An 18,617-nucleotide genomic window follows, 5' to 3' on the forward strand; every position below is an offset into this window, starting at 1 on the left:
GGTGTATCGCTTTCGAAGTTGTTCACCGAATTGACTCTCTTTCACCCCCTTCATATAATGCGGCTCGTTTTGGGTTTGCCTTATCAGACCTGCACTTATGCGATCACTCTTCAGTGGAACCACAGCAGAAAAACTGGCTCAACTTCGAGCCGGTCTACGGCATGCTTTTGCCGTTCAGCCTGAGAATCAACCTCTCGCAGTTGAAGATGTTCAGTTGCTGGAGAGGATTGCCGACGTGATTGTCAATCGTCGGATGACGGCGCCGGCGACGATGTTCTTGGAATCTATGGGGCCGATGAATTTTCTGGGCTGCCAGGCACTCCATTTTCTCACTCCCATCCTTGATTGCGCGTTTAATACTAAAGAAGTCGAGCAGGTTGCGCGATTGCTCGAACGCCGGGACACGGTGACTCGTCTCATCGCCATCATTGAAACGAAGTCTGCTCCACAGGGAGCGGTCGCTCAATGACATACCGCCGTGAAGCGTCTTTCGTGAAGCGAATCTCGTTGCAGATTTCTAACGCTTCACGCTTCACCGTTCGGCAGGCTCACGGCCCTGAGTTTTATCGAAGGGCGTGCGACGAACGACGCACTCTTAGCCGGAGTGGTTGCTAATGGCACACCACGAATCGGCTAAGGTTGCCAACTCGTTTACCGTCATCGTCGCCACAGATTGTGGTAGTACCACCACTAAAGCGATTCTCATCGAAAAAGTTGGGGACACCTATCGGCAAACCTATCGTGGTGAAGCGCCGACGACTGTTGAGGCGCCGTTCGAAGATGTCACGCGCGGGGTGCTGAACGCCATTGCGGAAATTGAAGAGCTGTCAGGGCGTAAGATTTTGGCTGGTGATCAGATCATCACGCCTTGTCGCGATGAGAAGACGGGTGTCGATATCTACATCTCCACCAGCAGTGCGGGCGGTGGTCTCCAGATGATGGTGACCGGTGTCGTACAAAATATGACGGGCGAGAGCGCGCAACGCGCAGCGCTGGGGGCCGGTGCGATCGTCATCGATGTGCTGGCGGCGAACGATGGCCGGTTGCCGCACGAAAAGATTGAGCGTATCCGTACCATGAGGCCGGACATGATCCTGATGGCCGGCGGAACGGACGGTGGGGCTGTGAATCACGTAGTGGAGATGGCCGAGTATGTGGCGGCGGCGGAACCGCGTCCCCGATTCGGAGTCACCTACAAGTTGCCGCTAATCTACGCAGGCAACAAGGAAGCTCAACCACAAGTCAGGAAGATCCTTGAAGAGAAATCTGCGCTCGTCGTGACGGACAACATTCGACCGGTGCTGGAACGCGAGAACCTCGCACCGGCGCGGAACAAGATCCACGACCTGTTTCTGGAACATGTGATGCAGCAGGCGCCTGGCTATAAGAAGCTGATGGAAATGGCCGGCGCGCCTATCATGCCGACTCCAGCAGCCGTCGGCCTCATTATGGAAGCGATCGCGAAGCGAGAACATCTGAACCTGATCGGCGTGGATATCGGTGGAGCCACGACCGACGTGTTTTCCGTGTTCGAGGGGGCATTCAATCGAACGGTCAGTGCCAATCTTGGGATGTCCTACAGCGTGTCGAACGTCCTGGCTGAAGCGGGACTCGCCAATATCATGCGGTGGGTGCCGTTCACGATCGATGAACAGACGCTGCGGAACCGCATCAAGAACAAAATGATCCGTCCGACGACCATTCCGCAGACACTGGATGAGTTGCAAATTGAACAGGCGATTGCGCGTGAAGCCTTGCGGCTGGCCTTGATCCATCACAAGTCGCTGGCCACTGGGCTGAAAGGGGTTCAACAAGAACGGACGATTTCCGATGTGTTCGAACAGCAAGCTTCAGGCAAGTCACTGATCGATATGCTGAAGCTGGATCTGATCGTCGGAAGCGGCGGGATCTTGTCCCATGCCCCGCGTCGGATTCAATCCATGTTGATGATGGTCGATGCCTACGAGCCGATGGGCTGTACGAGGGTATCGGTCGACAGCATCTTCATGATGCCGCACCTTGGTGTGCTCTCGACGATCAACGAACAGGCTGCCACCGACGTGTTCGTGCGTGATTGCATGATCTATCTTGGTACCTGCGTGGCGCCGATTGGGCAAGGGAAAGACGGTGAGGTCTGTGCTGATATTGAGACCACGTGGCCCGATGGGAAGCTCACCAAGGAACAATTGAGGTTCGGCGAGTTGAAGTTGTTTCCATTGGAAGGTGAGCAGAAGGCTACGATCAAGGTTCAGCCTGCCAAGGGTGTCAATATGGGTGCTGGGGCAGGCGTGGCTGTTACGAAAGAAGTCCATGGTGGTGTGGTTGGACTCTTGCTTGACGGACGTGGGCGACCACTCAAACTTCCGGCTGAACAACAGGCTCGTGTAGCGTCCCTCACGAAATGGTTCGACGCGGTCGGGCTCTATCCGAAGGAGAGCTGATGGCAGATAGCATATGGCGTATAGCCGAAGAGCAGAATGCTCACGACAGATTGCGCGTTCGAGTTCAGTTTATTTTGGGTCACGCCGGTTTTTGTGTGAACCAGGCCATTAGCCATATGCCATCAACCATTGGCTCTTAACTATGGCTCATTCCTATACCCCCGGTCTCACAGTCACGGAACAGACGGTCATTCACCGTCGCCGGATGCTACCGCTCCCAGGAAAAGTAGTAGTCGCCGTCGGCGATCGGGTGCGATCTGATCAGGTGGTGGCCAAAGCGGAGTTGCCCGGGAAAGTCTTTCCGATCAACCTCGCTAATCAACTCAGCGTCACGCCTGGGGAGATGAAAGGGTATTTGACCAAACGAGAAGGTGATGCGGTCGCGAAGGACGAGATCCTGGCGGAGAATAACCCGCTGATCAAGTGGTTCAAGACGGAAATTCGCTCACCGGTCTCCGGCACGATCGAATCCATCTCGTCCGTCACGGGACAAGTCTTGTTACGTGAGCCGCCGCGAGTGCTGGAGCTGCTGGCCTATGTGGATGGCACAATCACCGACACGATTCCACAACAGGGTGTTGTGGTCGAGACGACCTGTAGTCTCGTTCAGGGCATTTTCGGCATTGGTGGGGAAACATCCGGTGACATTGTGGTTGCGGTACAAGCTCCGGATGAGCCATTGACGGCGAATCATCTCACGTCTGCCATGAAGGGCAAGGTGGTAGTAGGAGGCTCGTTTCTCTCAGCAGAGACGATGAAACAGGCGAAGGCTGTCGGCGTGGCTGGTCTCGTGGTTGGTGGGATTCATGATGAAGACCTCCGTGCCTTGCTGGGCTATGACCTGGGTGTCGCCATTACGGGCACCGAACAGGTGGGGTTTACGTTGATCCTGACCGAGGGGTTTGGGACCATTCCGATGGCCGCAAAGACATTCACGCTTCTCTCATCCCATGCTGGTCAGAAAGCCTCGATTTCCGGGGCGACACAGATCAGGGCCGGCGTGATTCGTCCGGAGATTATCATTCCGCAGAGAGACGGACAGCCAAAGACGGCCGGCCAATCGCAACGGGAAGGTATTCGACTCGGCGATCCGGTTCGGATTATCCGCGATCCGATGTTTGGGCGGATCGGTGAAGTGTCGGCGCTCCCGTCCGAGCTGACCAAGATTCCCACGGAGAGTGAGGTGAGGGTCTTAGAGGTCAAATTTGCTGACGGAAAGACTGCTGTGATTCCAAGGACGAATATCGAAGTGATTGAAGGGGCGTGAGTGAGAAGTGAGGGGTGAGGAGTAAAGAGTGAAGCGTGAAGCGTATCTCGTGAAGCGCCGGAATGCTCGCTCAGCCTGCCGGTTGTTAGGCGCGATTGTCTGGGCGATGAATGTATTGGTATCACCTGCCTTGGCAGAGGTGCCGATTACTGCTCCACAGGAGGTGCGGGTTTTTGATACGCCGAACGACGGAGGAGAAAGCCTCACGGTTCAGTGGGCGCCGATGCCATGGGATGGTCCAGACATCCGTTACCAGGTTCTAGTCGGAGATGCTGCTACCACCGACCCTCAGAACATGACGGTCGTCTCGGAGTTTCCAGCTAATTCCAAGTACGTCAAAGATGTGAAAACGGCTTGGTGGACAAGGACGGCGGAGAAGACGTGGCATCAGGCGATGGTGAAAAGTACGAAGGGTCTGGAGATCAAGGATGACCAGCCCTATGCCGTGGCGGTGGCCACCATTCAGGCCGATCAGCGCCGTTTCAGTGAGGTCCAGGTTGCGACGCCGGCGGCCAATTGGTTCAACTGGAACCAGCTCAATAATTTGGTCATCGGGCTGTCGTTCGGTGGCCTGGTCTTTTTTGCGATCAGTTACGCGAAGCGACACGAGATTTTCCTCCGTCGGATTCCAGGGTTGGATGCCGTCGACGAAGCCATTGGCCGGGCAACGGAGCTGGGCAAGCCGATTCTCTACCTCACCGGTGCCCATGATCTGCATGACCCCTCGACGATCGCCGCCGCGGTCATTCTCGGGAAGGTGGCGAAACGGGCCGCGCTCTATGAAACGGAACTGATGGTGCCTCACCGCGAGCCGATCACGATGGCGGTGTGTCAGGAGATTACCAAGCAGGCCTATTTGGAAGCAGGGAAGCCGGACCTCTTCAAGGAGGACGCCAACTTTTTTATCACGTCGGATCAGTTCAGCTATACGGCGGCGGTGGACGGCATCATGTTACGTAAGAAGCCTGCGGCGAATTTTTTCATGGGGCACTATTTCGCTGAGTCGTTGCTCCTGACGGAAACAGGAGCCAGTACCGGGGCCATTCAAATCGCCGGGACCGATGCGGACCACCAATTGCCGTTTTTCGTGACGACCTGCGACTACACCTTGATCGGTGAGGAGCTCTACGCTGCCAGTGCCTACCTCTCTAAGGAGTCGGTCCAGATCGGAACATTGCGTGGGCAGGACATCGGAAAGGCCATGATTCTCACGGCATTGGCCGTGGGAACCGTCTTGGCAACAGTGGGTGTAGTCACCGGCGCGCAATGGCCGCAGTACTTTCTTGATCTCATGAGGGACCTGAAATGATCTTTTTGCGCCGGCAACTTCCGCTGTTGATCACGCTGGTCACAGGATTGCTGTTTGCCGCCCAGTACTATGTGCCGCATCCGGCGTCAGAGCAGATGCTCACGTCTGCCACCAAGTGGATGCAGATCGTCGGCGGGTTTGCGTTGATTTTGGGGGTGACCAGCCTGTTCCATCAACATGCGGTCAAGATCAAACGCCATGAAGCAGGCTGGGGGTATAGCCTCGTACTCTATGTCGGTATGCTCGGCACCATCGTGGTCGGGCTCTGGGCCAATGGAAAAGAAAGCATCGACGGCACAATGACGGCGTTCGGCTGGGTCTACAACTTCATGATGGTGCCGCTGCAAGGCACCATGTTCGCCATTTTGGCCTTCTTTATCGCCTCGGCCGCCTATCGGTCGTTCAGGGCCAGAAGTCGCGAAGCGGCGGTGCTCTTGGTTGCCGCTGTGATCGTCATGATGGGACGGGTGCCGCTGGGGGAGTATCTGATTCCCCTCAGTGGCGATGTGTCCTCATGGATTTTGAACGTACTGAACTCGTCCGTCCGTCGGGCCATTCTGATTGGGGTCAGCCTTGGAGCCATCGCCCTGTCATTCAAGATCATCTTCGGCGTGGAACGATCGTATCTGGGTGGGGGAAAAGAGTAACGTGAAGCGTCGTTCGTCTTTCGTGAAGCGCAGGTTATTCCGGACGAGATAAGCTTCACGCTTCACGAGGAACAGACCATGAGTTTCGCGGAGCGCATGCTCAAGATCGATCGGCGGATCATCTTCTTGATGATCGGTCTCTGCACCCTGTTGCCGTTACTCTATCCGGTCGGGTTGCCGATCAAGATTTCTTCGGAAGTGCGTGGTGTGTACGATCACATTGAGTCGTTACCGGAAGGGTCGGTATTCCTGCTCTCGATTGATTTTGACCCGGCCTCGAAGCCGGAGCTGTACCCGCAAGCGATTTCACTGCTCCGACATGCGTTCAGGAAAAACCTACGTGTCATGACGATGACCTTATGGGTGTCCGGCACCGGAATGGCGGACCAGATCGTGACGCAGGTCGCCAAAGAGATGGGGAAGGAATACGGAAAGGACTATGCGTTTCTCGGTTGGAGTCCCGGTGGGCAGGCTGTGATCATCAATATGGGACAGGATCTCTACTCGGCTTTTCCCAGTGACTATGGCGGCAAGCCCACGAAGGGCTTACCAGTATTAGACGGCGTGCGCAATTTGAAAGATGTGACGTACCTGGTCAGTCTCGGAGCGGGGCGACCAGGGGTGGAAGAGTGGTACGTGTTCGGGAAGGATAAACATAAGTTCGAAATGGGTGGAGGCTGTACGGGTGTGATGGCCCCCGGGCTATATCCGCTGTTACGGAGTGGGCAGATCAACGGCCTGATCGGTGGACTTCGCGGGGCGGCGGAATATGAAAGCTTGATCGGTCAAAAAGGCAAAGCGGTGGCCGGGATGGATGCACAATCAGCGACCCATGTGGCGATCATTGCGCTCGTGATCATGTGCAACCTGATCTATTTTTCACAACGTCGAGCCTTACGGGCCCAGGGGCACATCTGATGTGGAACAAGTTAAGACTAAGGTTGAGGTGAAGGGTGAAGCAATTGTGGCAGTCCTTATCCTCAGCCTCGATCTCAACCTTTGCGTGGGTTGGTGACTGATGGATGCAACAGTGTTCGGCGCATGGGTGGCAACAGGATTAACGCTCCTGATCTTTTCCTTTCTCTATAAGGACACCCCGCTTTTTAAATTCGCCGAACATCTCTACGTCGGGGTCTCGCTTGGGTATACGATCGTGAAGACCTACGACACCGTCATTCTCCACCTCATCGTCAAGCCGATTGTCGAGAATGGAGAGTTCGCTCTTCTCATCCCCGTGGCGATCGGGATGCTCATGTTGACGCGGTATGTGCCGAAGGCAGCTTGGATGTCCCGCTATGCCTTTGCGTTCATCGTAGGCATGGGATCAGGGTTGGCCATTCCACGGACGATCTCGTCGTTCATTTTGAAACAAATCGAGGATACCGTGCGGCCGCTCTTGTCGATTGTGGGACCGGATGGGCTCACCTTTTCAATGAACTTGCTCAATCCGGCCAGTAACCTCAATGCCATCATTATCTTGCTGGGGGTGAGCTCGGTGCTCTTCTATTTTTTCTTTTCGATCGAGCACAGCGGAGCGGGGAAGGCGGTGGCGCGAACCGGCATCATGTTCCTGATGATCTCCTTCGGCGCCGGATTTGGGTATACCGTCATGGCCCGCATGTCGCTCTTGATCGGACGGCTGAGCGATCTCATTGAGTTTTCAGACGCCTCCTACGGGCGGCCCACCATCTGGTTGGCCCTCTTGACCATGGGGACTCTCGTTGTCCTCAGTCGCCGCACGAAGCCTGAGCCGCCACACGAAGGGTGAGGCTCATGGTGAGGCGAACAGCCCTGTGCTGATTCCGTTCGTGGCAGTACCCTCTCGAAGATGCAGATGATCGGCATCACCCGTCCTGAGTAGAGCATAGTCTTCAACCAGGTTTATTGGTGCGGGAGAACCAGCAGCAGGCTGAATAGCAACATGGAGTCGTTGTGTCTGTGGCATGCACGGTACAAGAGTTGGGACCATACGGCTGGGAATGTATTGCGTTGGCCGCGCGGTGGCGTTACTCGCGTGCCGGCTGACGCCGTCTCGCAAGTTTCTGCTGAGTAGCCTTTTCGGATACCGCCCGTTCAAACATCGCGGCAGTAATCTCGGCATTGCTTGGCCACTGGCCCCGCCGCTGCCCGGCATGCGTGTGATAGTCCGACAGCCGACCAGGATCAGGCTGTACGACTTCGCTGCCACGCAGAAACAGCAACCCAACGGCATCCGTGGGCATGCGGCTGACAAAGGCATCAGCCTCATCAAGCGCCGTACGAAGCCGTGCCAGGATCACCGTGGGATCGAGAGGCTGACTCGTGTGTAGGGCATGCCACTCACTGGCCGGGTAGCGGGCATTACGGCGAATTTCAGCAATCAGGCCTTCAGGCGTAAAGCCAGGCGACTTTTCCGCTGCTGCCCACACAACCGCGCCAAGAGGGAGAATGGTATTGTGAATCGTCACCAGATCAACCAAGTCGCGCACTTCTCGGCGGCCAACCGCCGCCATGACTTTATTGGTGGCCAGATCAACCGGGTGGAGGAGATAACCGAACATCTCATCCTGCACGGCCGGGAAAAACCGAAAGTCACTGTCTGCCACCCACTCAAGTCTGGTGGCCGTCTGATGGCGCGTCACTTCAGCGGTATAGATCACGGGCAGTTGCCGCAGCCATGCGACACGGTAACCCGCCGCGTCAAGGATCTTGGCGTCAGTCAGGGCTGCCTGGACAACCCGCTCCTCACGATCGTGGAAGATGTCGATATCGCCTGAGTACCGAGGTGCATCCTGATTGAGCGCCGTGGCCCCCGCAACATAACTTTCCGGATCGCGCTGCGCGGCGAGCAACCGAAGAATCTCGGTCTGGATCTTAGTGAGGGGCACGACACGCCTGTTCAATTTGTTCAGCCAAACGACGGGCCTGTCGATCGCCTTCGATCCGTAAGGCTCTCGCAATCACCAGCGCGTCCGCAGGCGTCGGATCATCGAGTACCCGCTTATCCCAGAGCGCCCGCGCACCAAACTGTTCGAAGGCCTGTCGGTACAGGCTGGTGTAGTCACGTGTGGGTTGTGCGTATCCCATACTGCAGATTCTTAACATGGGTCCAGCCGGCATTCAATCGTAGAAGGGAATTGTGGAGCCCCACGGCTTAACAGCCGTGGTCCCTGTTGTGTCTTCGGCGGAACCCGCCGAAGCAGCCATTTCACGCTGCGAAGGCCGGGCGCCAAGGCTTCGGCTCGCCGCCCAGAGTCTCGGCCGACGGGTCGGAGGACACCCACTGCGCATTCCTCTACAGCGTGACAGCTGTGGCTTCCTGCGGAGGTGGGTGAACCAGACGCGAGACGATCAGGCTGCGGCACTGGCAGGATCCTGACCCATGAGCGCAGCAAGATGGGCGTGGCACATCAAGATTGACTCCCACCAGATGCGGTCGCTCCGCCATCGATTGACTCAGCCCATCAGGTGATGCGTCCCGGCAACCAGCTCCTCGCTCGGCTTTTCCCACCCAGGTCTTTTCCGGATGCATCTCTCGCCCTTCGATACGACTCAGGGTCATGAATATGTCGAACGGTGGGGCGTGAACTGAACAGACGGTGGAGATGTGGACGCTAATCGGATCGGGGCAAGGGGGGTTAAACTATCGATAGGCAAAGACATCCATCCGAATGGACTTGATCGGCGTGGCTTCCCCGTGCACCATGCGCCGAACTTGTTCTGTGGTGTTGCGGCTGAACAGCGGTTCGCCGCAGTGGAGACAGACGGTGGCCGGAATCTGCTCAACCCGTACCGGTTTGCCGTCGATGTCGAAGACCTCGCTGACCAGTTCCTGGCGGCCTTCGGTCTTCCCACACACATGACAGCGAAACATGGCTACCTCCGTCTGGCGTCATCATACCACTCCATGGGTAACCTTGCCCTTGGTTCCCAGTTGCAGCCGATCCGGTTCCTCCCCTAGAATGTCAACGCTATGACGACGAGCGTGATCAAGGATCCTGCGCAGTATCCGGTCCTGAGAAATCTACAGTTCTCTCCCATTAAGCAAGGAGAGGATCAGTTGATGGTGCTCTGGGATCCGAGCGGGCTGAGTCAAGAAAAGTTGGTGCTGCCACTGAACTTCTTTTTCATCGTGCAGCATTTTGATGGAGAACATTCCATCCAGGAGATCGGTGCGCTGTATCTGAAACGGTTCGGCGAGTTTCTGCTCCCGAGCAAGGTCGAGCAGCTGGTGGCGGACTTGGACCAAAAGCTCTTTCTGGAAGGTCCAAGGACTGAGACCGCACGGCAACAGGCTCGGAGCGAGTATCGACAACGGCCGTTCCGTCCGGCGGTCTTTGCCGGACGAAGTTACGAAGCCGATGGCGCCAAGCTGCTGAAGCAGATCGATGGATTCTTCACCTCAAGTGAGGGACCGGATTTTAAGCCCTCGGAGCATAAGGGTACGTTGATCAAAGGGCTCGTGGCCCCCACCTACGATCTTAAGCAAGCAGGGCCGGTTTATGCATGGGGATACAAAGAGTTACAAGAAGCTCAGCAGCCGGACGTCTATGTGATCATCGGCACCGCCCATGCCGGGCTTGAGCATCTGTTTGCCGTAACGGACAAAGATTTTGAAACGCCACTGGGCCTCGTCCCAACGGATCAATCGATCGTGCAGCGTCTCAAGGCCTTGGTGCCGGAGTGCATGGACGAAGAGATCGCGCACCAGTCCGAACATGCCATTGAATTTCAGCTGCCGTTTCTCCAGACGAGTGTCAGCAAACCATTCACGATGGTTCCCGTTCTCTCCTCGTTTTCAGCGTCCAGTCTACAAGATACAACTGTTCAGCATTCCGTGGAGCAATTTCTCACGGCCCTCCGGGATACCATTACCGAGTCTGGAAAGAAGGTCTGTGTGATCGCGGCAGGAGAATTGGCCCATCTCGGCTTGCGCTACGGCGATCCTGCGCCTCCTACGGATTTTTCGTTCCACCGTTCCATGCAGCGGGACTTGGAAATGCTGAAGCATGTGGAGGAACTTAAACCGGCGGAGTTCGCAGCCTATATTCAGAGAGAACAGGATCAGCGTCGCATTGCTGGCTTCTCACCCATCTATAGCCTGCTCCGAGTGATCCAAGCGGAAAAAGGGCAGGTCCTTCGCTACGACCGCGGCATCACCGACCAGTACAATTCTACCGTGACCTACGCCAGCCTCGCATTTTTCTGATAGAGGCAGCTCAGCCCCAGATCATTTCTTGGTTTGTAATAGAGAAACATCACTCTCCGGAGAGGTCTTAGAGGGACGCGTCTCCTGATCAAAACTCAGTTCCATTGTCCCATCCTGCCCCAATCTCGCAGCACTGAGCGTCTAATAAGTTAGACAGTAGTAACTACATGATTTGTATGGATCTATAGAGATTCTGCCTGCAAGGTGTCTTCCTCTGTAGAAAAGTTCCACAAAGTCTTGTGAGTGGTGTTGCGAACGCGAGGTAACCACAACCTCTTGTATCTATTGAAAATTCTCAATCCATTTGATCGTTTGTACAAAAAGGCACGGTGATTGCTGACAAGCATTGTTGCTGGTGAAGGTCTGGGTGATTTTGGACCGGCCTCCGAATGACCCATTCCTTCGCAAGAAGGAACCCTTCACCAGCTCTTTATCCCTCAAGGGCACTTGAGGCCGGAGTCATGCTGGAGGCCGGTGTTTCAATATTCTATGGAGTGTGTATGGAGGGGTGTCAAAAATACACCTCAGCCGTACTGAGGAGCTTGACATCATTTCTGTCAAACGGCTACATAGCATGATTTGAAAGTGGGATGAACTGAAATAGCTAATATTAAATAGTTAAGGTGATAATACAGCGAGAATCGATGTTGAAGTGAGAGAGGATCCATAAGCGTTTTTCAATAAAGATCATCCGCTCAAAGGGATGAATCTAAGCGAGGGGAGGCCAAATATGGGAGTGTTGTCGTTTAAACCTTTTAAAGGGCTGAGGCGATCAGGTATCGCACGGATGCTCCAGTCGGTCGTGATGGCTGGGGGTCTGATTGCGGCGCCGGGATTGTTTGCTGCCGAGTCGGGGGGTGCTCCTCATGGGGGGCACGCGACGCCGGTGGCGATGCCAGGCTGGGCCCAACAGCTGAAGGGGCAGACGGTGGTTGAGAATGCCATCGAAGGGCGCGCCGACAACGCGCAAAAGATGGAGATGCAGCATCATCGCCTGATGGAGAAGCTTGGACAGCAGGCTCAACATGATGCGCAGGTGCAACAGACGTCCGGTGCATTCAACGATATGTCGATGATGCACCAGTACATGGGGCAGGACGGAAGCAGCTTCCTCCTCATGACGGATGCAGGTAAAGGTGAACCGGTGTTGAGCTCGGGAGGGAAGTGCCCTGCCGGCGTGCCGGTGAAACAGTTCGATGTGTCGATGATCAACATCGAGATCACCTTGAATCGTTGGCTCGATTTTTATCCGGGCTACATGTACGTGCTGACGGAAGATCTTTCCAAGGCCCGTGCGGAAGAAACAAAAAATAAAGAGGCCCGGGAGAAGGACGGGTATGATCCAGGTGCCGTCACAACCGGATTGCAGGGTGACGTGATTCAGCCGCTCGTCATGCGGGCAAACCCTGGAGATTGCGTAAAGATGACGTTGCGCAATCAAATGGAAGGTGAGGATGGGAGTCTCTTCATTCAAGCGTCCAGCATGGTTGTGAGCTCGACCGGGAAGCCGGCGACCACCACGAACCCAGAATCGATTGTGGCGCCGGGCAAGGCTCAGGAATTTGAATGGTATCTTCATCCCCAGATGCAGGAGGGGGTGCGTCAGTTCCATTCCTTCAGCCATGACCGCGAACTGACAGTGTTGGGGCTCTTCGGGGCCTTTGTTGTGGAGCCGAAGGGCTCCAGGTACGTCGATGCGTTGGGAAGTGGAGGGCCTGCACCTGAGGTGAAAAGTGGCTGGCAGGTCAATATCGACAACGGGTCAGGACCGGATTTCCGTGAGTTTGTGCTTTTCTACCATGAGATCGGAGACGAAGCGTTCCGACCATTGAACAAGAAGGGCGATTTTCTTCCACAGCGTGACCCGCTGACGGATGCGTATCGTCCTGGTGGTCGTGCGATCAACTATCGCAGCGAGCCGTTCGGGATCGATCAGATGCATCTTCAGCACGAGTACTTCGGGTTCGAAGATGAATCAATGGCCTACAGCTCCTATACGTTCGGTGATACGCCGACCACGATCGCCCGTGGTTATTTGGGCGATCCGGTCAAGTGGCGGGTGGTTCATGGTGGTTCCGAAGTGTTCCATTCACACCATCCTCATAGCGGGACGATTCGGTGGCAGCGGAGCCCGGGCACTGAGCCCAACAATCTTTGGGCCATGGGTGCGGATGGTCCGGTGAAGTATCCCATCGTCAGGACGAAGTCTGATCGTGTAGACGTGGAAGTCATCGGTCCATCGGAAGCGTTGGACCTCGAGCCGGAATGTGGCGGCGGCGGCTGTCAGCATCTGGCCGGTGAGTTTCTCTATCACTGCCACGTCGCACATCATTATGTGGCCGGCATGTGGGGGTATGGTCGTTTCTACAATACGCTCCAAGTTGGTGCGGCTCACACGGACAGCATGCCGGATCTCCGGGAATTGCCGGATCGTCAAGGCCGGATGAAGCTTGGTGTTTCGTCCGATAAGCTGATCGGGACCACAGTCGATTGGTTTGGAAAGACGTTCAAAATCGTTAATGCGGGTCAGAAAACGAACTGGAAGTCTGATCCAGTCGTGGTGAACATCAAGGATTGGGTTGAGATGTTTGTCCCGGCACAAGGAAAGCCGGGCCATACCGATGATGAAAAGGGGCAGATCCTTTCCTATGATTCAACGGTGTGGGATTGGAAGTGGGACGGAAATATCGCGCGTGGTGAACGTGAAAGTACCGCGCAGAATCCAAAATATGCATGGGCGGCCAAGTGGGATGACAGCACCAGGCCTGCCATTCTGTTTGATCCAACCACCGCCAAGATGGCGTGGCCATTGTTCAAACCGCACTTCGGCAAGCGTGTGCCGTTCTCGGCAAACCATAGCGGCGCGCCCTGGTTGGAGCCGATTCACCAGGATGAAAATGGTGAGCGGACCTCCGAGCCGGCCAAGCCGGGTGAGCAGGGCCGATGGAGCCTCTGCCCGGAGAATGCGAATCGTAAGCACTACAACATCCACTTCGTTCGGATGCCAATCACTCTGGCCAAGAAGCAGGGGAAAGAGCCGGCCATGGTCGACAAGGACGGCTTGATCTACGTGCTTCATGAAGAAGAGCGTTTGACCAGAGCGAATGACGATCTGAAGCTCCCCGCAGTCATTCGTGCCAATGTCTATGACTGTGTGGATGTGCTGCTGACGAGCGAGTGGGACGACGACGACTACACGAATTTCCAGTCGTCCAAGATCAACATCCACCCCCATTTCTTCCAGTTCGATACGGGGAACTCGGATGGTGTCATCTCAGGGTTTGAATATGAAATGTCGGTGCGGCCGTTCACCATGTGGGGGAAGAAGACCAAGCATGGGTTGCCGGCGCCGATGGTGGCGAAGCTTGAAGGTGCAGTAAAGGCGGGAGCCAAGTCGTTCAAGATCAAGATGGCTCCAGGTGCCACGCCCTTCCATGTCAATACTGAAGTCATGGTCGGTATGGATTGTTTGGAGAAGGGGAACGACCCGACGGCCTCGTTGCCACGGGACAAGAGCTGTCAGGAAGTCGTTCGGATCAAGGAGATCAAGGGTAATCAGGTGACCTTCCATAAGCCGCTGAAGCACAATCACCCGGCGGGCGACTTGGTATCGCCGGAGTTTGTCCGCTATCGGTGGTGGGTGGATGTGGATATGGGCACCGTGTTCTGGCATGACCATGCCTTCGGTGCGACGACCTGGCCTCATGGCGGGTTCGGCGTCACGATCGTGGAACCGTTCGGATCCACCTATCATGATCCGAAGAACGGCAAGTTGGTCTACAGTGGCCCGATTGCAGACATTCATAGCAACGAGCCGATCGGGGCGGGCGTGAGTGGGAGTTTCCGTGAGCTGATGGTATCGATCCATGACACGGTGCCACATACCGTGAACGTGATCGAGGCCGGTAATCCTCCAGGACAACCGGTAGAGGTTGCTCTGGAAGCTGGGAAGACCGTGTCATTCCAGATGCCGGAAAAGATCCTGAATGCGCCGAACAAGTACATCAACGGTGGAACGCATACGACCGGCAGCGGCTTCAATTTCCGCGCGGCTCCGTTTGCACAACGCCTATCTAATAATCCGGATACTTCGAAGCTGTTCAGCAGCGCCATCCATGGAGATCCTGGCACGCCGTTGATTCGCGCGTACACAGGTGACACACTGGTAGTTCGCCTGTTGCACCAGCTCATGAATGAGTCCCACGTTTGGACCATCTCCGGTCATACCTTCCTCACGGAACGATATGCGGCGGATGCCAATCGGAAGAACTCCATTCACGTTGGAATCGCCGAACGGTACGATTTGGTCACAAAGGCAGGTGGATTCCAAGGTATGCCTGGTGACTATATCCACTTCAATGGTAGAAGTTCACACTTCGCGGAAGGTGGATGGGGGATCTTGCGGGTACTGGACAAACAAGTGCCCGACCTGATGCCTCTGCCCAAGGGAACTAATCCTTTGAGCATCCCTGCCACGCCGAGCTCAGTTTGCCCGGCGGATGCACCGGTCAAGAACTTCAGTGTGGTGGCATTGGATCGCCCAATGAAGTTGAATCCGAAAGCGCCGGATGCAATTGAAGTGGATTTCGAGCGGAAGATTGAAATGACCATGCCGGAAGGCAAGATCTTCGCGCTGGAAGGAGAAGCCACAACGGTGTCCAGCGGTGCGACACCGCATCCGCTGACGCTACGTGCCAATTTGGGCGACTGTATCAAGGTGAACTTGACGAATAAGATGAAGGCAAGCCGGGCATCGTTCTTTGCGCCAGGGTTGGCCTTTGATCCCAGGGACAGCCAAGGGTTGAACGTCGGCAACAATGGCGGCGACCAGACCATTGGTCCCGGTGAAAAACGTCAGTACACCTATTATGCTCATCCGTCGAACAAGGAGACGACCTCCTTGGTGTGGGATGGCGGTAATATCGTTGTCAACCCACGGAACGGATTGTATGGCGCGATCATCATCGGCCCGCGCGGGTCACAGTATCGTGATCCTGTGAGCGGTGCAGATGTCTCACAGAAAAACGCCTGGCGGGCGGACGTGATCGTGGATACGACGCTGCCGGATAACGTCGGGAAACGGAACTACCGTGACGTGGCCCTCTTCTTCCAAGATGAGGACAACATCATTGGGACGGCATTCATGCCGTACGTGCAGAATGTCGCGGGCTTGACGTCGGTGAACTACCGCGCAGAGCCGTACAAGTTCCGAGAAGATCAGGGCTGTTCGCTGGGGAAGATTTTCCAGCCTTGTGTCGTGGACAAGCCAGAAGATCCAGTGACGCCGTTGATCGAAGCGCACGCAGGCGACGCGGTCAGGATTCACGTGATCGGCGCCAATAGTGAGCAAAACGGGATGTTCGGAATCGAAGGCCATGAGTGGCCGATCGAACCCTACATGCCGGGCGCGGATATGATCAGTGTCGTGGAGTACGCTGGTTCCGAAACCCTCGATGTCTTCCTTCGGGGCGGTGCGGGTGGTCCGTACCGTCAAGTTGGTGACTTCGTGTGGTCGAATCAGCGGCTGCCCTACACGCAGTCCGGGCAGTGGGGCTATCTCCGGGTATTGCCGGCTGGTGATACACGGATACAACCACTGGGCGCTTTTGGAGCGGCAGCCAAGCGGGCTGACTCGGCACCGCAGCCCAAAGCAACTCCGACTGCAATGAAATAGCGGAACGGAGAGAGTATCGTACAAGTGGGGGAACCGCCTGTTTCACGCGGTTCCCCCACTTGCGTTTTGAATGACGGTAGCTCTATCGTGGTGGATGATCACACTGAAAAATCAGGATGGACAAGGAGTGATTATGAACATGGTGAAGTGTTGGCAATTCATCGTCGGGTCGATCATCCTCGCGGTGGGCAGTCAGGCTGCGGCGTACCAAGAATACACGGTTTCAGACGGTGGAAGTATCATGGGAACTGTCTACCTCGGGGGGCAGGTTCCGAAACCGAAAGGCTATAATCTGACAACGCTGCCCGATCCCTTTTACTGCGGCCGCATTTCTGATGGGCAGGGGTGGCGAATCTTGCAACCGTTCAATGTGGGTACCGGTGGAGAACTTCGAGAAGTCGTGGTGTATCTCGAAGGGGTGGAGAAGGGCAAGCCGTTTGATGAGACGAGCACCCCTCAAGTTGAGGCCAAGGACTGCTTGTTTCTTCCGTTCACCATGGCGGTGCGAGACGACAAAACGGTGACAGTCGTCAATATGGATCCTGTGATGCATGATATTCAGGCGTACGAAACGTCGAATCTTGGCGCACGAGTCCTGTTCAATGTGCCGCTACCGATGAATCCGCAGCACCCACGAAACTTCAAAGATCGTAGCGATGCGGCGATGTATCACAAACACATGGCCGGGGCTCCAACGAAGCAACTGGTGAATCTCAGCAAAGGGCGGCGGATCTTTGTGATGCAGTGCGGGTTTCATGCCTATATGGAGAGTTGGGGGATCGCGGTGAGCAATCCGTACTTTGCCAGGACGGACGATGAGGGGCGATTTGCCATCACCAATGTTCCTCCAGGGACCTATAAGTTGGTCGTTTGGCATCCGTATGTACGGACACCGATTGAGCAAACCATTACTGTGCGTCCCAAGGAGACTATGGAAACGACGCTGATGGTCCAGGCTCCAACCGGTCGACTCTATGCCAATGAGGTCTTAGAGCATGACTATGTCCGGTACAATGTGACGGAAGAAGCGCAGAAAGAAATCGATCCCATGATCCAAAAACAGAGGCGCTAAGGGGTGGTCGGATTGAGTCAGGTTGAGGGGCAGGCTCCATCACTCGTCAGCCTCATGCGATACCCATGGATCATCGTCTTGTGTAGCCTGCTGGGGCTCATTCCTGCTCTGGTCAGAGCTGATCACGAAAGCTCCAAGCAGCCGCCTCTATGGACTCCACAAGATGAAGCTGAGCGATTGGGAGCGATGGAGGTGCCGGGTGGAATGGTCTTGGTCCCGTCAGGATCATTTCTTATGGGGAGTGATCCGCGAAAGGATCGTGCCGCCGGTCCGCAGGAACAGCCACAGCACGAGGTCTATCTCGACACGTTCAGGATCGACCGGTTTGAGGTGTCGAACGTTGAGTATCTTAGATTCGTTCTCGGCACGGGAGCAGATTGGCCGAAGTTCTGGCGAGAGAATCCCTTTCCGGAAAAGGCCGCCCTCCATCCCGTGATCAACGTGAGCTGGCATGAAGCCGACGCTTTTTGCCGGTGGGCCGGTAAGCGACTTCCCACTGAGGCTGAATGGGAGAAAGCGGCACGTGGGGTGGACGGTCGAATTTTCCCCTGGGGGAACGAGCCGGCCGGTTGGATCAAAAGTAATATCGCCCACCCTGGGTCGAAGCGAGGATTCAAGTACCCGCCGCTCGCCAATATCAATCGCTATGACAAAGGTACCAGTCCGTACGGTGTGTATCAAATGGCGGGTAATGTCAGCGAATGGGTATCGGATTGGTTTGATCCGGAGTATTACCGGCATGGTCACGAGAAGAATCCGCAAGGGCCTTCCACCGGAGAACTGAAGGTCTTTCGTGGAGGGTCCTGGAACGAAGATCCGGAGGTGGCTCGTTCCGCCGGTCGCAATGGCGGTCCACCTGATCGGGAGAGTTACTTGACGGGGTTTCGCTGTGCGCAGTCAGGACATGATGGAAATGCCGAGGCATCGAATATCGGCCGAGATGGTACTGCACCGACCGTGATGCGACTTTCCGAGTGACGGTCGATGCGGCGATGAGTTTTCTTTGAGGCGTAGGGAGG

Annotated in this window: 15 protein-coding genes; 11 read left to right on the top strand and 4 right to left on the bottom strand. The window is 55.8% G+C overall.

Annotated elements, in window-relative coordinates; genetic code table 11:
* The first annotated feature begins 97 nt into the window (after positions 1–97).
* From ACMTNU_RS07485 to ACMTNU_RS07515, 7 genes are all read left to right on the top strand, one after another.
* Positions 98–469 (top strand): hypothetical protein, encoded by a 372-nt coding sequence (locus ACMTNU_RS07485; protein ID WP_413934607.1) that lies wholly within the window; start codon positions 98–100, stop codon positions 467–469.
* Between the two features lie 145 nt (positions 470–614).
* A complete protein-coding gene (locus tag ACMTNU_RS07490) occupies positions 615–2,441 on the top strand; it encodes a glutamate mutase L (protein ID WP_413934608.1) in 1,827 nt (608 codons plus the stop codon).
* A gap of 142 nt (positions 2,442–2,583) precedes the next feature.
* A complete protein-coding gene (locus tag ACMTNU_RS07495; protein ID WP_413934609.1) occupies positions 2,584–3,708 on the top strand; it encodes a hypothetical protein in 1,125 nt (374 codons plus the stop codon).
* 28 nt (positions 3,709–3,736) lie between these two features.
* Positions 3,737–5,017, top strand: coding sequence for a DUF6754 domain-containing protein (locus ACMTNU_RS07500; RefSeq protein WP_413934610.1), 1,281 nt, complete (start codon positions 3,737–3,739; stop codon positions 5,015–5,017).
* A complete protein-coding gene (locus ACMTNU_RS07505; RefSeq protein ID WP_413934611.1) occupies positions 5,014–5,664 on the top strand; it encodes a hypothetical protein in 651 nt (216 codons plus the stop codon). Before ACMTNU_RS07500 ends, ACMTNU_RS07505 begins: the two co-directional genes overlap by 4 nt.
* A 78-nt stretch (positions 5,665–5,742) precedes the next feature.
* The gene (locus ACMTNU_RS07510; RefSeq protein WP_413934612.1) at positions 5,743–6,582 is read left to right on the top strand and encodes a hypothetical protein; all 840 of its coding nucleotides are present in this window, start codon (positions 5,743–5,745) and stop codon (positions 6,580–6,582) included.
* Positions 6,583–6,682: 100 nt separating this feature from the next.
* Positions 6,683–7,432, top strand: a complete 750-nt coding sequence (locus ACMTNU_RS07515; protein ID WP_413934613.1) for a hypothetical protein — start codon at positions 6,683–6,685, stop codon at positions 7,430–7,432.
* Between the two features lie 238 nt (positions 7,433–7,670).
* Here ACMTNU_RS07515 and ACMTNU_RS07520 read toward each other — a convergent pair whose 3' ends face one another.
* From ACMTNU_RS07520 to ACMTNU_RS07535, 4 genes are all read right to left on the bottom strand, one after another.
* A complete protein-coding gene (locus ACMTNU_RS07520; protein ID WP_413934614.1) occupies positions 7,671–8,531 on the bottom strand; it encodes a hypothetical protein in 861 nt (286 codons plus the stop codon).
* On the bottom strand, positions 8,518–8,730 hold the full coding sequence (locus tag ACMTNU_RS07525; RefSeq protein ID WP_086426517.1) for a hypothetical protein: 213 nt from the start codon (positions 8,728–8,730) through the stop codon (positions 8,518–8,520). Before ACMTNU_RS07525 ends, ACMTNU_RS07520 begins: the two co-directional genes overlap by 14 nt.
* A gap of 208 nt (positions 8,731–8,938) precedes the next feature.
* Positions 8,939–9,205 carry a hypothetical protein gene (locus ACMTNU_RS07530; protein ID WP_413934615.1) on the bottom strand — a complete coding sequence of 89 codons (267 nt, stop codon included), beginning with the start codon at positions 9,203–9,205 and terminating at the stop codon, positions 8,939–8,941.
* A gap of 81 nt (positions 9,206–9,286) precedes the next feature.
* Positions 9,287–9,517: a YgiT-type zinc finger protein gene (locus tag ACMTNU_RS07535; protein ID WP_413934616.1), complete on the bottom strand. Its 231-nt coding sequence runs from the start codon at positions 9,515–9,517 to the stop codon at positions 9,287–9,289.
* Between the two features lie 99 nt (positions 9,518–9,616).
* Between ACMTNU_RS07535 and amrB the strand changes: the two genes are divergently transcribed.
* From amrB to ACMTNU_RS07555, 4 genes are all read left to right on the top strand, one after another.
* Complete coding sequence (gene amrB / locus ACMTNU_RS07540) at positions 9,617–10,852, top strand: AmmeMemoRadiSam system protein B (protein WP_413934617.1); 1,236 nt, start codon at positions 9,617–9,619, stop codon at positions 10,850–10,852.
* 730 nt (positions 10,853–11,582) lie between these two features.
* Complete coding sequence (locus tag ACMTNU_RS07545; protein WP_413934618.1) at positions 11,583–16,526, top strand: hypothetical protein; 4,944 nt, start codon at positions 11,583–11,585, stop codon at positions 16,524–16,526.
* 133 nt (positions 16,527–16,659) lie between these two features.
* Positions 16,660–17,598 (top strand): carboxypeptidase regulatory-like domain-containing protein, encoded by a 939-nt coding sequence (locus ACMTNU_RS07550; RefSeq protein WP_413934619.1) that lies wholly within the window; start codon positions 16,660–16,662, stop codon positions 17,596–17,598.
* Positions 17,599–17,601: 3 nt separating this feature from the next.
* The gene (locus ACMTNU_RS07555; RefSeq protein WP_413934620.1) at positions 17,602–18,576 is read left to right on the top strand and encodes a formylglycine-generating enzyme family protein; all 975 of its coding nucleotides are present in this window, start codon (positions 17,602–17,604) and stop codon (positions 18,574–18,576) included.
* Positions 18,577–18,617: the final 41 nt, after the last annotated feature.

Source organism: Nitrospira sp. BLG_1 (genome assembly GCF_047338595.1).
GTDB lineage: Bacteria > Nitrospirota > Nitrospiria > Nitrospirales > Nitrospiraceae > Nitrospira_D.

Bases quoted from the DNA above. Each gene is read 5' to 3' on its own strand.
- ACMTNU_RS07485 (WP_413934607.1), top strand. From the start codon at position 98: ATGCGATCACTCTTCAGTGGAACCACAGCAGAAAAACTGGCTCAACTT.
- ACMTNU_RS07490 (WP_413934608.1), top strand. From the start codon at position 615: ATGGCACACCACGAATCGGCTAAGGTTGCCAACTCGTTTACCGTCATC.
- ACMTNU_RS07495 (WP_413934609.1), top strand. From the start codon at position 2,584: ATGGCTCATTCCTATACCCCCGGTCTCACAGTCACGGAACAGACGGTC.
- ACMTNU_RS07505 (WP_413934611.1), top strand. From the start codon at position 5,014: ATGATCTTTTTGCGCCGGCAACTTCCGCTGTTGATCACGCTGGTCACA.
- ACMTNU_RS07510 (WP_413934612.1), top strand. From the start codon at position 5,743: ATGAGTTTCGCGGAGCGCATGCTCAAGATCGATCGGCGGATCATCTTC.
- ACMTNU_RS07515 (WP_413934613.1), top strand. From the start codon at position 6,683: ATGGATGCAACAGTGTTCGGCGCATGGGTGGCAACAGGATTAACGCTC.
- ACMTNU_RS07525 (WP_086426517.1), bottom strand. From the start codon at position 8,730: ATGGGATACGCACAACCCACACGTGACTACACCAGCCTGTACCGACAG.
- ACMTNU_RS07530 (WP_413934615.1), bottom strand. From the start codon at position 9,205: ATGACCCTGAGTCGTATCGAAGGGCGAGAGATGCATCCGGAAAAGACC.
- ACMTNU_RS07535 (WP_413934616.1), bottom strand. From the start codon at position 9,517: ATGTTTCGCTGTCATGTGTGTGGGAAGACCGAAGGCCGCCAGGAACTG.
- amrB (WP_413934617.1), top strand. From the start codon at position 9,617: ATGACGACGAGCGTGATCAAGGATCCTGCGCAGTATCCGGTCCTGAGA.
- ACMTNU_RS07545 (WP_413934618.1), top strand. From the start codon at position 11,583: ATGGGAGTGTTGTCGTTTAAACCTTTTAAAGGGCTGAGGCGATCAGGT.
- ACMTNU_RS07550 (WP_413934619.1), top strand. From the start codon at position 16,660: ATGAACATGGTGAAGTGTTGGCAATTCATCGTCGGGTCGATCATCCTC.